Source organism: Acidovorax sp. GBBC 1281 (genome assembly GCF_028473645.1).
Lineage (GTDB): Bacteria > Pseudomonadota > Gammaproteobacteria > Burkholderiales > Burkholderiaceae_C > Paracidovorax.
The window spans coordinates 5,121,580-5,134,951 of the sequence record NZ_CP097269.1 but is presented as its reverse complement, the minus strand read 5'-3'; the positions used below and the strand labels follow the sequence as shown (position 1 = coordinate 5,134,951).

16 protein-coding genes are annotated in these 13,372 nt (G+C 63.8%); 10 read left to right on the top strand and 6 right to left on the bottom strand.

The window, feature by feature from the left end:
• Positions 1–8 precede the first annotated feature (8 nt).
• From M5C96_RS24075 to M5C96_RS24065, 3 genes are all read right to left on the bottom strand, one after another.
• The gene (locus M5C96_RS24075) at positions 9–1,310 is read right to left on the bottom strand and encodes a TolC family protein (RefSeq protein WP_272565799.1); all 1,302 of its coding nucleotides are present in this window, start codon (positions 1,308–1,310) and stop codon (positions 9–11) included.
• Between the two features lie 105 nt (positions 1,311–1,415).
• A complete protein-coding gene (czcI, locus tag M5C96_RS24070; RefSeq protein ID WP_272565796.1) occupies positions 1,416–1,781 on the bottom strand; it encodes a cation efflux protein, CzcI family in 366 nt (121 codons plus the stop codon).
• A gap of 114 nt (positions 1,782–1,895) precedes the next feature.
• Positions 1,896–2,225, bottom strand: coding sequence for a DUF4148 domain-containing protein (locus M5C96_RS24065; protein WP_272565794.1), 330 nt, complete (start codon positions 2,223–2,225; stop codon positions 1,896–1,898).
• 165 nt (positions 2,226–2,390) lie between these two features.
• Here M5C96_RS24065 and M5C96_RS24060 point away from each other — a divergent pair, with 165 nt between their 5' ends.
• Both M5C96_RS24060 and M5C96_RS24055 read left to right on the top strand, forming a co-directional pair.
• The gene (locus M5C96_RS24060) at positions 2,391–3,068 is read left to right on the top strand and encodes a heavy metal response regulator transcription factor (protein ID WP_272565791.1); all 678 of its coding nucleotides are present in this window, start codon (positions 2,391–2,393) and stop codon (positions 3,066–3,068) included.
• Positions 3,065–4,402 carry a heavy metal sensor histidine kinase gene (locus M5C96_RS24055; protein WP_272565789.1) on the top strand — a complete coding sequence of 446 codons (1,338 nt, stop codon included), beginning with the start codon at positions 3,065–3,067 and terminating at the stop codon, positions 4,400–4,402. The genes M5C96_RS24060 and M5C96_RS24055 overlap by 4 nt, the downstream gene beginning before the upstream one ends.
• 45 nt (positions 4,403–4,447) lie before the next feature.
• On the opposite strand, the gene lipA is transcribed toward M5C96_RS24055, so the two are convergent.
• The 3 genes from lipA to M5C96_RS24040 are packed head-to-tail and all read right to left on the bottom strand — an operon-like array spanning position 4,448 to position 6,463.
• Positions 4,448–5,428 (bottom strand): lipoyl synthase, encoded by a 981-nt coding sequence (gene lipA / locus M5C96_RS24050; protein WP_272565787.1) that lies wholly within the window; start codon positions 5,426–5,428, stop codon positions 4,448–4,450.
• Positions 5,429–5,441: 13 nt separating this feature from the next.
• Positions 5,442–6,143 (bottom strand): lipoyl(octanoyl) transferase LipB, encoded by a 702-nt coding sequence (gene lipB / locus M5C96_RS24045; protein WP_272565784.1) that lies wholly within the window; start codon positions 6,141–6,143, stop codon positions 5,442–5,444.
• A gap of 5 nt (positions 6,144–6,148) precedes the next feature.
• Complete coding sequence (locus M5C96_RS24040; protein ID WP_272565783.1) at positions 6,149–6,463, bottom strand: YbeD family protein; 315 nt, start codon at positions 6,461–6,463, stop codon at positions 6,149–6,151.
• A gap of 236 nt (positions 6,464–6,699) precedes the next feature.
• Here M5C96_RS24040 and M5C96_RS24035 point away from each other — a divergent pair, with 236 nt between their 5' ends.
• The 8 genes from M5C96_RS24035 to atpD are packed head-to-tail and all read left to right on the top strand — an operon-like array spanning position 6,700 to position 13,351.
• On the top strand, positions 6,700–7,167 hold the full coding sequence (locus tag M5C96_RS24035) for an ATP synthase subunit I (protein WP_272565781.1): 468 nt from the start codon (positions 6,700–6,702) through the stop codon (positions 7,165–7,167).
• 21 nt (positions 7,168–7,188) lie between these two features.
• Complete coding sequence (gene atpB, locus M5C96_RS24030; RefSeq protein ID WP_092745138.1) at positions 7,189–8,067, top strand: F0F1 ATP synthase subunit A; 879 nt, start codon at positions 7,189–7,191, stop codon at positions 8,065–8,067.
• Positions 8,068–8,118: 51 nt separating this feature from the next.
• Positions 8,119–8,367, top strand: a complete 249-nt coding sequence (gene atpE, locus M5C96_RS24025; protein WP_092745139.1) for a F0F1 ATP synthase subunit C — start codon at positions 8,119–8,121, stop codon at positions 8,365–8,367.
• A gap of 34 nt (positions 8,368–8,401) precedes the next feature.
• Positions 8,402–8,872, top strand: a complete 471-nt coding sequence (locus M5C96_RS24020; protein WP_272565779.1) for a F0F1 ATP synthase subunit B — start codon at positions 8,402–8,404, stop codon at positions 8,870–8,872.
• An 11-nt stretch (positions 8,873–8,883) separates the two neighbouring features.
• The gene (locus M5C96_RS24015) at positions 8,884–9,426 is read left to right on the top strand and encodes a F0F1 ATP synthase subunit delta (RefSeq protein ID WP_272565778.1); all 543 of its coding nucleotides are present in this window, start codon (positions 8,884–8,886) and stop codon (positions 9,424–9,426) included.
• 43 nt (positions 9,427–9,469) lie between these two features.
• Positions 9,470–11,023, top strand: coding sequence for a F0F1 ATP synthase subunit alpha (gene atpA / locus M5C96_RS24010; protein WP_272565775.1), 1,554 nt, complete (start codon positions 9,470–9,472; stop codon positions 11,021–11,023).
• Positions 11,024–11,041: 18 nt separating this feature from the next.
• Positions 11,042–11,908: a F0F1 ATP synthase subunit gamma gene (gene atpG / locus M5C96_RS24005; protein ID WP_272549600.1), complete on the top strand. Its 867-nt coding sequence runs from the start codon at positions 11,042–11,044 to the stop codon at positions 11,906–11,908.
• 36 nt (positions 11,909–11,944) lie between these two features.
• Positions 11,945–13,351, top strand: coding sequence for a F0F1 ATP synthase subunit beta (atpD, locus tag M5C96_RS24000; RefSeq protein WP_272565773.1), 1,407 nt, complete (start codon positions 11,945–11,947; stop codon positions 13,349–13,351).
• The last annotated feature ends 21 nt before the right edge of the window (positions 13,352–13,372 follow it).

Sequence of the window (13,372 nt, the reverse complement as noted above, 5' to 3'; positions counted from 1 at the left end):
GTGGTCTTTCAGCGGGCAAATGAAATGGGGGAGGGCAGGTCGTCGCCGGCATGCCCCAGCAAGCGGTCCAGGTCGCTGGCGGCGCGGTGCGCGGCGGCCAGGGCGCGCAGCGTCTGCGTGCGCACCTGCAGCAGCGTGCGCTGCGCATCGAGGGCTTCCAGAAAACTGAACTTGCCCAGTTCGAACCCTTTGGTCGCGGCCTGGTAGGCGCTCTCCGCGCCGGGAAGGGCGTCGCGCTGCAGTGTTTCGGCCTCGATGCGCGACGCATGGAGGGTCTCCAATGCCGCCGCCGCTTCGGAGGCCGTGCGCAGTTCGGTGGACAGCAGTTCGTCGCGTGCCTGCTCCTCGCGGCTCAACGCTTCGGCCAGGTTGCCCTGGTTGGTGTCGAAAATGGGCAGGGGAATGGACACGCCTACCACCCACTGGTTTCTGCCCACGTCGGGGCTTCGCTTGCTGCCCAGCGTCACTGCGATGTCAGGCACCCGCTTGGCCTGCTCCAGGGCCGTCAGCGCACTGCGCCGATCAACTTCCAGCCGTGCCTGAACCAAAGAGGGTGCGCCATGCATCCGCTGCTCGATCTCCAGGCTGGACGGTGGGGTGGGCAAGGCATCGAGCTGTCCCACGGCATGGGCGAAGGCGGGCTTCGGATTGCCCCACAGCGCGGCCAATTGCTGCCTTGCGGTTCGCAGGGCGCCCTCGGCCTGCAAACGCTCCACCTGCACGCCGGATTCGGCCACCTTGGCCTTCGTTTCCTCCAGTGGCGAGACCTTGCCGGCCGCCACCCGGTTGGCCGCGGCATGCACCGCCCGCTGTGCCAGCGTGACCGAGTCCTGGGCCAGGCGGACGCGCTCCTGCGCGGCCAGGACTTCGAAGAAGGCGGTGATCACGCCCGCGCGAAGCTCTGATCGGCGTGCCAGGGCGGCGGCGGCGGCCTGGTCCCGCGCCCGCTCGGCGGCTGTGATGCGGGCGGCTCGCTTGCCGCCCAGCTCGATCGGCTGGCTGATCTGCACGGTCGTCGTGCGGCGCTCCTGCCGCAGGTCCTCCACCGTGGTCTCCAGCACAGGATTGGGCCGTGCGCCCGCCTGCCGGATGGCAGCATCCGCCGCATCGCGCGCACGCGCCACGGCAGACAGGTCGGGATTGTTCTGCCATGCCAGTGCCACCGCGGTGGCAAGGCTCAAGGGCTCGGACGATTCCACGGTGCGTGGCTGCACCGTGGACGGGGGAGGAAGCGGGGTGGTCTGGCTGTGCGAAAAGACCGGAAATGCCGCGAAAGCCATGGCGGCCAGCGACACGAAATGCCTGTGCATCGAATTCTCCTGGGTTGCAACAACAACGGGCGGACGAATTCGGCGAGAGTTCTCAGCGAAGGGCTGTGATCAAAGAGGGAAGGCCGTGCCGTGTCTCTCGCCGAATCAGGCGAGCGCGGGCCAGGCAGGGCGCGTGGGAATGCCTCCCACGTGGGAGCGATAGGACTCGGTGAAGGACGGGGGCCGGGCGGCGGGACCGGCCGTGGCCGCTACGTTGGCGGTATGGGCCAGGGGCTGCACCGTGCAGGTGTGGCAGGTCAGGCAATCATTGTCCGGACCTCCCGGCAAGGGGTCCGAAGGCGTATCGGCGTCTTGTGCCGACGCACTGGTGGCCGCGACGTGGTGGTGTTCGTGGTGCCCGAAATGCGAGGCGCTGGCATTGCTTTCGTGCTGGCAATAGCCTGCGGCGGCCGCCCAGCTCAGCTGGAACGGCATCGCGAAAAGCAAAAGAATCATCAGCCAGCGGCGCATCGGGCGGCAGTATATCGGTGGGCCGCAAGGGCCTGGCACGGGGCTGGGCATTGCCCGAAGCCTCCGGGTGGACAGGCGCCCTGCATTGGCATTTGCATGGGTGCGGAGGCGGGCTCAATGGTCGCCATAGCGCAGCAGGTTGCCCTTGGCGGCGCGCTCGGCTTCCAGGCGCACTTGCTCGCGTGTCAGCGCGCTCGGGGCATTGGCCTCTTTGCTGGGCACCTCCAGGCCCCACTGCATGGCCACCAGGGTGCCGTCGGTGCGGGCAGTGGCCAGCTCCGACAGGACCTGCGCCCGCGACTTTGCCTGGGCGGCATGCTGCGGATGCACGGTGTAGCCGGCTTCGGTGGGCGCGCTGTGCAAGGTGCTAGCCGCCGAAGCGCTCAAGGGCACCCATGCAGCCGACATGGCGGCGAACAGAAAAACGGCGGGGGAACGGGTCATGGTCAATCTCCTGGGTTGGGCATCCGGCCCGAACCGCCGGACCGGGATGCAGCCGAACGTTGTGCCGGCGTGAAGTCACTGTAAAAACCCAGTCGACCGATTCACCGACGGCAAGATGACGAATTCGTCATCTTTCAATCGGTCCCCGGGCGATACGATGGCCCGATGCGCATACTGGTCATCGAAGACGAGCCCAAGCTGGGCGATTACGTCAAAAAAGGCTTGGAAGAAAACGGTTACGTGGTGGACATTGCCAGGGACGGCATCCAGGGCCGGTACCTCGCCACGCAGGGCGATTACTCGGTCATCCTGCTCGACGTGATGCTGCCCGGGGTGGATGGTTTCGGCGTGCTGGCCGCCATTCGGCAGGGCAAGGACGTGCCCGTATTGATGGTCACGGCCCGCGATCAGGTCGAGGATCGCGTCAGAGGTTTGCAGCAGGGCGCTGACGACTATCTGGTCAAGCCCTTCGCGTTCTCCGAACTGCTGGCGCGGGTGCAGGCCTTGCAGCGCAGGGGGCCGCTGCAGGAGCACACCGTGTTGAAACTGGCCGACCTGGAACTCGATCTGGTTGCACGCAAATGCCACCGTGAAGGCGTGCGGATCGACCTGACCGCCAAGGAGTTCGCCTTGCTCGCCTTGCTGATGCGCCGCCAGGGGCGCGTGCTGTCCCGAACGACGCTCGCCGAGCAAGTGTGGGACATGCACTTCGACAGCGAAACCAATGTGGTGGAAGTGGCCGTGCGGCGCCTGCGCAGCAAGCTGGACGATCCTTTTGCGCAACGGCTCTTGCACACGGTGCGCGGAATGGGCTACGTCCTGGAGGACCGGGGAACGCCATGAGTCCTTTTCCGTCATCGATACAGCGCCGGCTGTCCCTCTGGCTGGCCCTGCAGACGCTGATCGGCCTCAGCGTGCTCTGCGTCTCCGTCTATGTCGTCACGGCGTGGAATTTTCGACAGAAGGCGCAGGAGGAGCTGGATCAGCAGGCACGACTGGCATCCCATCTGCTGAACGAGCGCAGCCAAGGTGGCGGGGCGCTGTCCTTGCAGCACAAGCTGGAGGATTACTTTTCCTCCCATGGCAACGTGAGCGTGTCCATCGGCCGCGATGGCGCGCAGGTGTTCCGCTCCACCCCGGCCACTTCGGGCGAATGGGTCTGGGCCGATCACCAGGTGGCGCCGCAAGACAGCGGCTCCCCCTTCAACGTGCGCATCGGCATCGACACGACGCAGGACGCGCGCCTTCTGCGCCGGCTGGGCGGGACGTTGGCCTTGGCCGTGGTGCTGGGCACGCTGCTGGTCTCGCTGACGGGGGCGCTGCTCGTGCGCCATGGCCTTCGGCCGCTGCGCAAGTTGGCGGAGCGAACCGCCCGCATCACGCCGGACGCTGCCAGTGTGCCCATTGATCCTCTTGAATTCGCCCAGGAGCTTCGTCCCTGGATCGTGCAATTCAATGCGCTCATGGCCCGGGTCGAACAGGCCTATTCGCAGTCCAAGGCCTTCAATGCCGATGTGGCCCACGAGTTGCGCACGCCCCTGGCGAACCTCATTGCCTCGGCGGAGGTCGAGCTGGCCCGCCCTCGCTCCGCCCAGGACATGCAGTTGCTGCTGGTGTCGAACCTGGAAGAGATCCGGCGGCTCTCAGGCATCGTGGCCGACATGTTATTTCTGTCGCGGGCCGATCGCGGAGAGTCCTTGCGCTCACGGCAGCCGGCCCGCCTTGCAGAGCAGGCCTGCGCCGTGCTGGAGTTCCATGAAGCCTTGATGGAGGACGCTGGATTGCGGGGCAAGGTCGTGGGGGAAGCCACCGCAGCGGTGGACGTGCCGCTGGTGCGCCGGGCTCTGTCCAACCTGTTGGGCAATGCCATCCGCTATGCGGCGAAGGAATCCACCATCGTCGTGGCCATTCGCCCGTGGGGCGACGGCGCGGAGATCGCCGTTGAAAATGAGGGCCCCCGCATCGCACCGGAGGCGCTCGACAGGCTGTTTGAGCGCTTTTACCGGGCGACATCGGCCCGCGATGGTTCGGACCAGCACCACGGCCTGGGATTGGCCATCGTGGACGCCATCGCGCGAATGCATGGCGGAAAAACCTTTGCCAGCAGCACGGCGCAGGTTACGCGCATCGGCTTCACCGTCAGCGCACCGCCTGCGGAATCGCCCGCGACGTCCTAAGCTGCGGGCTTCAACCGGAGGCCTTCTGTTCCTGCGATCCGGGTGTTACACGCCGGCCGCGTGCGCCTGCTGGTCTGCGTGGTAGCTGGAGCGAACCATCGCACCCACCGCCGCATGGCTGAAACCCATTTCGTAGGCTTTTTCCTCGAACATCTTGAACGTGTCTGGGTGCACATAGCGGCGCACCGGCAGATGGCTGTTGGAGGGCGAGAGGTACTGGCCGATGGTCAGCATGTCGATGTCATGCGCACGCATGTCGGCCATGACCTGGAGGATCTCCTCGTCCGTCTCGCCCAGGCCCACCATGATGCCGCTCTTGGTCGGAACACCAGGGTGCAGTGCCTTGAATTTCTTGAGCAGGTTCAGGCTGAACTGGTAGTCGCTGCCGGGCCGGGCTTCCTTGTACAGGCGTGGCGCCGTCTCCAGGTTGTGGTTCATCACGTCGGGCGGCGCGGCCTTGAGGATCTCCAGCGCGCGGTCATCCCGTCCGCGGAAGTCCGGCACGAGGATCTCGATCTGGGTGGTGGGGGAGAGGGTGCGGATGTGCTGGATGCACTCCACGAAGTGCCCGCTGCCGCCATCGCGCAGATCATCGCGGTCCACGCTGGTGATCACCACGTACTTCAGCCGCAACTGAGCAATGGTCTTGGCCAGATTCAGTGGCTCGTCCTTGTCCAGTGGGTCGGGTCGGCCATGCCCCACGTCGCAGAACGGGCAGCGGCGCGTGCACTTGTCGCCCATGATCATGAACGTGGCCGTTCCCTTGCCGAAGCATTCGCCGATGTTGGGGCAACTGGCTTCCTCGCACACCGTGTGCAGCTTGTTCTCGCGCAGGATGTCCTTGATCTCGTAGAAGCGCGTGGTAGGGCTGCCCGCCTTCACCCGGATCCACTCGGGCTTCTTGAGCACTTCGCCTTGCTCGACCTTGATCGGAATGCGCGACAGCTTGGCGGCTGCCTTCTGCTTGGCCAGCGGGTTGTAGGCAGCGGTGGTTTGCGCTTCGCGCACGACTTCAGGAGTGCTCATGGCAGGGTAGTGGTCAGGGGGCCAGGCGAATGGCGAGCTGCTGGCTCAGCACTTCGGCGGCTTCTTCCCAGGTGGTGTGGACCCCGATTGTAGAAAGGTCCACCGTTTGCAACCCTGCGTAGCCACAAGGGTTGATGCGCGAGAAGGGTTCCAGGTCCATGTCCACGTTGAGTGCCACGCCGTGGTAGGTGCAATGGCGCGACACCTTGATGCCCAGTGCGGCGATCTTGCCCAGCCCGGTGAAGTCAGGGGCATCATGGGCTTGCGTGGCTGGCAGACCCTCGGCCTTGCGTGGCCGCTGCGGCAGCTGGGCATGGCCTGCCGGGTCGTCCAGGCGCACGTAGATGCCCGGGGCCCCGCCCACGCGGTGCCCGGTGACGCCGAAATGGGCCAGCGTCCGGATCACCGATTCTTCGATGCGGTAGACGTATTCCTTGACGAAATAACCGGCGCGCTGCAGATCCAGCAACGGATAGGCCACGACCTGCCCCGGACCATGGAAAGTCACCTGCCCGCCCCGATTGGTGGCGACGATGGGAATGTCGCCAGGGGCCAGTACATGGTCGGCCTTGCCGGCCAGCCCTTGCGTGTAGAGCGGCGGGTGCTGGCAGATCCACAGCGCATCGGGAGTCTGGGGCGTACGCTCCTGCGTGAACGCCTGCATGCCCTGCAGCGTCTCCAGATAGTCCACGAGGCCCAGGTGGCGAATCTCCATGGGACTTAGAGCACCACCTTGACCATCGGGTGCGAGGACAGCGCCCGGTAAAGGTCGTCAAGCTGCTCGCGGCTGGTGGCTGTGATCGTGATGGTGACGCCCAGGTAATTACCGGCGCGGCTGTCGCGCAGTTCGATGGTCGACGCGTCGAAGGTCGGGTCGAAGCGGTGCGCCAGTTCCGTCACCGCGTGGACGAATCCATCCACTTTCTGCCCCATGACCTTGATGGGGAACGACGAGGGGTACTCGATGAGCGAATCCTTGCGGGGATCGGTCGCGGACGGGGCGTCTGATGGGAGCGTGGAAGGGGGCTGTGTCATGGCGATGGTCTATAAACGGCGGGCTTCGTGCCATTTTGAACGGGTTCGGGGCGGCAATCTTTCGGTCGAAGTCTGCACCGCGATAGGGCGGTTCACGTTGGCCGGTCACCACAACGGAGCGCGCGTGCGCACACTTTCATACCGGCCTGAGAGGTCATTGCCGGATGAAAGTGGTTTTTACTTATAATCAGGGGCTTTGTGAAAGTTTCGGTCTGTAAAGTGGGCGTCATTCCTCAATGAAAACAAACGCTCCCGACCACGAAACTGAGGCTGAAGATTCCGACTTCAAGCCCCTGTCAGCCGAAGAGGCTGCGCAGTGGCGCCTCCGGCATCCGCGGATCTCCGTGTGGCGAATCGTCTGGGGGCAGGCATTCGTCGGAGCACTGGCTGCCCTGGTGGCATGGCTGGTTTCCGGCAGGCCCTCTGTGGCTTGGTCCACGGGATATGGCGCACTGGCGGTGGTGATTCCTGCGGCCTTGTTCGCGCGGGGCATGGCCCGGCATCAAACTTCCGCGGGAGGTGCGATGGCTGGCCTGTTCGGTTGGGAGTTGGTCAAGATTGCAATGACCGTTGCCATGCTGGCGGCGGCGCCCCGGCTGGTTCCGGGGCTGAGTTGGCTGGCATTGCTGGCCGGCATGGTAGTGACGATGAAAACGTACTGGATCGCCCTCATGGTGCGGCCCGGTGTCCGAAAAACCGATTGATATTGATAGAAGAGTTGTCCGATGGCCGCAGAAGCGCATGCACCGACTGCCAGTGAATACATCGTTCACCACTTGCAGCATCTCCAGAACATCAAGCAGAAGTCCATTGTCGATTTCTCCGTGGTGAACTTCGATTCCGTGATCGTGGGTTTGGTTCTCGGTTTCATTGCACTTTTTGTCTTCTGGCGTGCCGCCCGCACGGCGACCTCCGGCGTGCCGGGCCGTTTCCAGGCTGCGGTGGAGATCCTGGTCGAGATGGTGGACAACCAGGCCAAGGCCAACATCCACAACGCTGAAAGCCGCAAGTTCATCGCTCCCCTGGCACTGACCGTGTTCGTCTGGATCTTCCTGATGAATGCCATGGACATGCTGCCGGTCGATCTGCTGCCCGCCATCTGGGCCCAGATCTACGGTGCCGCCGGCCATGATCCGCACCATGCCTACCTGCGTGTGGTGCCCACTGCCGATCTGTCCACCACCCTCGGTCTGTCATTCGCCGTGCTGGTGCTTTGCCTGTACTACAGCGTGAAGATCAAGGGCCTGGGCGGCTGGGCGCATGAACTGGTCACCGCACCGTTCGGCACCAGCAAGAATCCCGTCTTCGCCCTGATCCTGGGCGTGGTCAATCTGCTCATGCAGATCATTGAATACATTGCCAAGACCGTGTCGCATGGCATGCGGTTGTTCGGCAACATGTACGCTGGTGAGTTGGTGTTCATGCTGATTGCCCTGATGGGCGGTGCTGCTGCCATGTCGCTTTCCGGTGTGTTGCTCCCTCTGGGGCACATCATTGCAGGCTCGATCTGGGCGATCTTCCACATCCTGGTGATCACCCTGCAGGCCTTCATTTTCATGATGCTTGCGCTGATCTATCTCGGCCAGGCGCATGAAGCTCACTGATCCTTTCCCTTTCTTTTTCAACCTTCCTTTCTTTTCATCCTAGGAGTCATCATGGAAAACGTTCTCGGTCTCGTCGCTCTGGCTTGTGGTCTGATCGTGGGTCTCGGCGCTATCGGCGCTTCGATCGGCATCGCACTGATGGGTGGCAAGTACCTCGAAGCGTCCGCTCGCCAGCCTGAGCTGATCAACGAACTGCAAACCAAGATGTTCATCTTGGCCGGTCTGATCGACGCCGCCTTCCTGATCGGCGTGGCCATCGCTCTGCTGTTCGCTTTCGCCAACCCCTTCGTCCTGGCCTAAGCTCCGTTCAACGCCCAACTAGAAAGGTGTTGCCGTGAGTATCAACGCGACCCTGTTCGTTCAGGCCATTGTCTTTCTGATCCTGGTGCTGTTCACGATGAAGTTCGTGTGGCCCCCGATCGCGAAGGCACTGGACGAGCGAGCCCAGAAAATCGCCGATGGCCTCGCTGCCGCCGACCGTGCCAAATCCGAATTGACCGCTGTGAACCAGCGCGTCGAGAAGGAACTGGCCCAGACGCGCAACGAAACGGCATCGCGTATTGCGGACGCCGAGCGCCGCGCTCAGGCCATCATCGACGAGGCCAAGGCCCGTGCGACCGAGGAAGGCAACAAGATCGTCGCCGCTGCCCGTGCCGATGCCGAGCAGCAGTCGATCCAGGCCCGTGAAGCCCTGCGCGAGCAGGTCGCTGCGCTGGCCGTCAAGGGCGCCGAGCAGATTCTCCGCAAGGAAGTCAATGCTGGCGTCCACGCCGACCTGCTGAACCGCCTGAAGACCGAGCTGTAAGGAGCGCGCACATGGCAGAACTCGCCACCATTGCCCGCCCTTACGCGGAAGCCCTGTTCAAGGCCAGCACGTCCCAGCCGGGTGCCGACCTGAACGGCACCGTGGCCTGGGTGGAAGAAGTGGCGGCGATTGCCGCCAATCCCCAACTGCGCCAGCTGGCGGACAACCCCAAGGTGACCTCCGAACAGGTGTTCGACGTCATCACGGGCGTGGTTCGTGGCGCGCTGCCCGAGGCAGCCCGCAACTTCCTGCGCGTCATCATCGAGAACGGCCGTGTGGACGCGCTTCCCGAGGTGGCGGCCCAGTTCCGCGCGCTGGTGAATCGGCGTAACGGCTCTTCCGATGCCGTGGTGTTCAGCGCTTTTGCGCTGGACGCCGCCGCGTTGGCCGGCCTGGACGCGGTGCTCGAAAAGCGCTTCGGCCGCAAGCTGAATGTCTCGGTACAGGTGGACGAATCCCTGATCGGCGGCGTTCGCGTAGTCGTGGGAGACGAGGTGCTCGACACCTCCGTCAAAGCCCGTCTGGAACAAATGAAAGCGGCCCTCACTGCGTAAGCGGCTTGAGGTCTCGGCTAACCAAAGAAAGAAGGAAAGAGTCATGCAACTCAATCCCGCAGAAATTTCTGAACTGATCAAGAGCCGCATCGAAGGTCTGGCAGCCAGCAGCGATATCCGCAATCAGGGCACCGTGGTGTCCGTGTCCGACGGTATCGTGCGCGTGCACGGCCTGTCCGACGTGATGCAGGGCGAAATGCTGGAGTTCCCCGCCAACAAGGACGGTGCACCTTCCTACGGCCTGGCACTGAACCTCGAGCGCGACTCCGTCGGCGCCGTGATTCTGGGCGAGTACGAGCACATCTCCGAAGGCGACACCGTCAAGTGCACGGGCCGCATTCTGGAAGTGCCCGTGGGCCCCGAACTCGTGGGCCGCGTGGTGAACGCGCTGGGCCAGCCGATCGACGGCAAGGGTCCCATCAACGCCAAGCTCACCGACGTGATCGAAAAGGTCGCTCCGGGCGTGATCGCCCGTAAATCGGTGGACCAGCCCCTGCAGACCGGCCTGAAGTCCATCGACTCCATGGTGCCCGTGGGCCGTGGCCAGCGCGAGCTGATCATCGGTGACCGCCAGACCGGCAAGACGGCCGTCGCCATCGACGCCATCATTGCCCAGAAGGGCCAGGGCGTGACGTGTATCTACGTCGCCATCGGCCAGAAGGCATCGTCCATCAAGAACGTCGTGCGCTCGCTGGAGCAAGCCGGCGCGATGGAGTACACGATCGTGGTGGCCGCTTCGGCTTCCGAGTCCGCCGCCATGCAGTACGTGTCGGCCTACTCCGGCTGCACGATGGGCGAGTACTTCCGCGACCGCGGCGAAGACGCGCTGATCGTCTATGACGACCTGTCTAAGCAGGCCGTGGCCTACCGCCAGGTTTCGCTGCTGCTGCGCCGCCCACCAGGCCGCGAAGCCTACCCCGGCGACGTGTTCTATCTCCACAGCCGCCTGCTGGAGCGTGCCGCCCGCGTGAACGCCGACTACGTCGAGGCCTTCACCAAGGGTGAAGTCAAGGGCAAGACCGGTTCGCTGACCGCACTGCCGATCATCGAAACGCAAGCCGGCGACGTGTCCGCCTTCGTTCCGACCAACGTGATCTCGATCACGGACGGCCAGATCTTCCTGGAAACCAGCCTGTTCAACGCCGGTATCCGCCCCGCCATCAACGCCGGTATCTCGGTGTCGCGCGTCGGTGGTGCTGCCCAGACCAAGATCATCAAGAGCCTGTCCGGCGGTATCCGTACCGACCTGGCCCAGTACCGGGAACTGGCTGCGTTCGCGCAGTTCGCTTCCGACCTGGACGAAGCCACCCGCAAGCAGCTGGACCGCGGTGCCCGCGTGACCGAACTGCTCAAGCAAGCCCAGTACAGCCCGCTGCCCATCTCGTTGATGGGTGCGACGCTGTTCGCAGTGAACAAGGGCTTCATGGACGACATCGAAGTCAAGAAGGTGCTCGAGTTCGAACACGGCCTGCACCAGTTCCTGAAGTCCAGCCACGGCCCTCTGCTGGCCAAGCTGGAACAGGCGAAGGCCATGGACAAGGACGCTGAAGCCGAATTGACCGCCGCCATCGGCGCGTTCAAGAAGTCGTTCGCCTAAACCGAACGAGGAATCATCATGGCAGCAGGCAAGGAAATACGCGGCAAGATCAAATCGGTGGAAAACACCAAGAAGATCACTAAGGCCATGGAAATGGTGGCCGCGTCCAAGATGCGCAAGGCGCAAGAGCGGATGCGCTCGGCCCGTCCTTACAGCGAGAAGATCCGCAACATCGCCGCCAACCTCGGCAAGGCCAATCCGGAGTACGTTCATCCTTTCATGAAGGAAAACGATGCCAAGGTGGCCGGTGTCATCGTGGTGACGACCGACAAGGGCCTGTGTGGCGGCATGAACACCAACGTGTTGCGTGCCGTGACCACCAAGCTGCGCGAGTTGCAGTCTGCTGGCGTGTCCACCGAGGCCGTGGCCATTGGCAACAAGGGCCTGGGTTTCCTGAACCGCGTCGGTGCCAAGGTGGTTTCGCATGTCACCGGTCTGGGCGACACCCCGCATCTGGACAAGCTGATCGGCCCCGTGAAGGTGCTGCTCGACGCTTATGCCGAAGGCAAGATCAACGCGGTGTACCTGGGGTACACCAAGTTCATCAACACCATGCGGCAGGAGTCGGTGGTGGAGCGTCTGCTCCCCCTGTCTTCCTCGCAGATGGAAGCGGAGAAGACGGAGCACGGCTGGGACTACATCTATGAGCCCGATGCGCAGAGCGTCATCGACGAGCTGCTGTTGCGCTATGTCGAATCCCTGATCTACCAGGCCGTGGCAGAAAACATGGCCTCCGAGCAGTCCGCGCGCATGGTGGCCATGAAGGCTGCCACCGACAACGCAGGCAGCGTCATCGGCGAGTTGAAGCTGGTCTACAACAAAACGCGCCAGGCAGCGATCACGAAAGAGCTTTCGGAAATCGTGTCCGGCGCTGCTGCTGTGTAAACAGACAGCTCAACCCACATTTATTTGGAGCAAAAAATGGCTCAAGTGCAAGGCAAGATTGTTCAATGTATCGGCGCCGTGGTGGACGTGGAGTTCCCGCGCGACCAGATGCCCAAGATTTACGACGCCCTGAAGCTCGACGGTTCCACCCTGACGCTGGAAGTGCAGCAGCAGCTGGGCGACGGCATTGTGCGCACCATCGCCCTGGGCTCGTCCGACGGCCTGCGCCGCGGCATCGTGGTGACCAACACCGGCAACCCCATCACCGTGCCCGTGGGCAAGGCGACCCTGGGCCGCATCATGGACGTGCTGGGCGCGCCCATCGACGAGCGCGGTCCGGTCAGCCAGGACCTCACGGCCTCCATCCACCGCAAGGCCCCCGCGTACGACGAACTGTCGCCTTCGCAGGAGCTGCTGGAAACCGGCATCAAGGTGATCGACCTGGTGTGCCCGTTCGCCAAGGGCGGCAAGGTGGGTCTGTTCGGCGGCGCCGGTGTGGGCAAGACCGTGAACATGATGGAGCTCATCAACAACATCGCCAAGGCCCACAGCGGTCTGTCGGTGTTCGCGGGTGTGGGCGAGCGGACCCGTGAAGGGAACGACTTCTATCACGAGATGGCCGATTCCGGCGTGGTGAATCTCGAGAAGCTCGAAGAGTCCAAGGTGGCCATGGTCTACGGCCAGATGAACGAGCCCCCAGGCAACCGCCTGCGCGTTGCGCTGACCGGTCTGACGATCGCCGAATCGTTCCGCGACGAAGGCCGCGACGTGCTGTTCTTCGTGGACAACATCTACCGCTACACGCTGGCCGGTACCGAAGTGTCCGCCCTGCTGGGTCGCATGCCTTCCGCCGTGGGCTACCAGCCCACGCTGGCCGAAGAAATGGGCCGCCTGCAAGAGCGCATCACCTCCACCAAGGTGGGCTCGATCACCTCCATCCAGGCCGTGTACGTGCCAGCGGATGACTTGACCGACCCATCGCCCGCCACGACGTTCGCCCACTTGGACTCCACCGTGGTGCTGTCGCGTGACATCGCTTCGCTGGGTATCTACCCTGCCGTGGACCCGCTGGACTCCACCAGCCGCCAGCTCGACCCGCAAGTCGTGGGCGAAGAGCACTATGCGGTGGCCCGCGGTGTGCAAGGCACGCTGCAGCGCTACAAGGAACTGCGCGACATCATCGCCATTCTGGGCATGGACGAACTGGCTCCCGAGGACAAGCTGGCCGTGGCCCGCGCCCGGAAGATCCAGCGTTTCCTGTCGCAGCCGTTCCACGTGGCCGAAGTGTTCACGGGCTCGCCCGGCAAGTACGTGCCGCTGTCCGAAACCATCCGTGGTTTCAAGATGATCGTGGCCGGCGAGTGCGATCACCTGCCCGAGCAGGCGTTCTACATGGTCGGCACGATCGACGAAGCCTTCGAAAAGGCCAAGAAGGTCGCGTAAGGCGGCGCGGTCGGCGGCCTG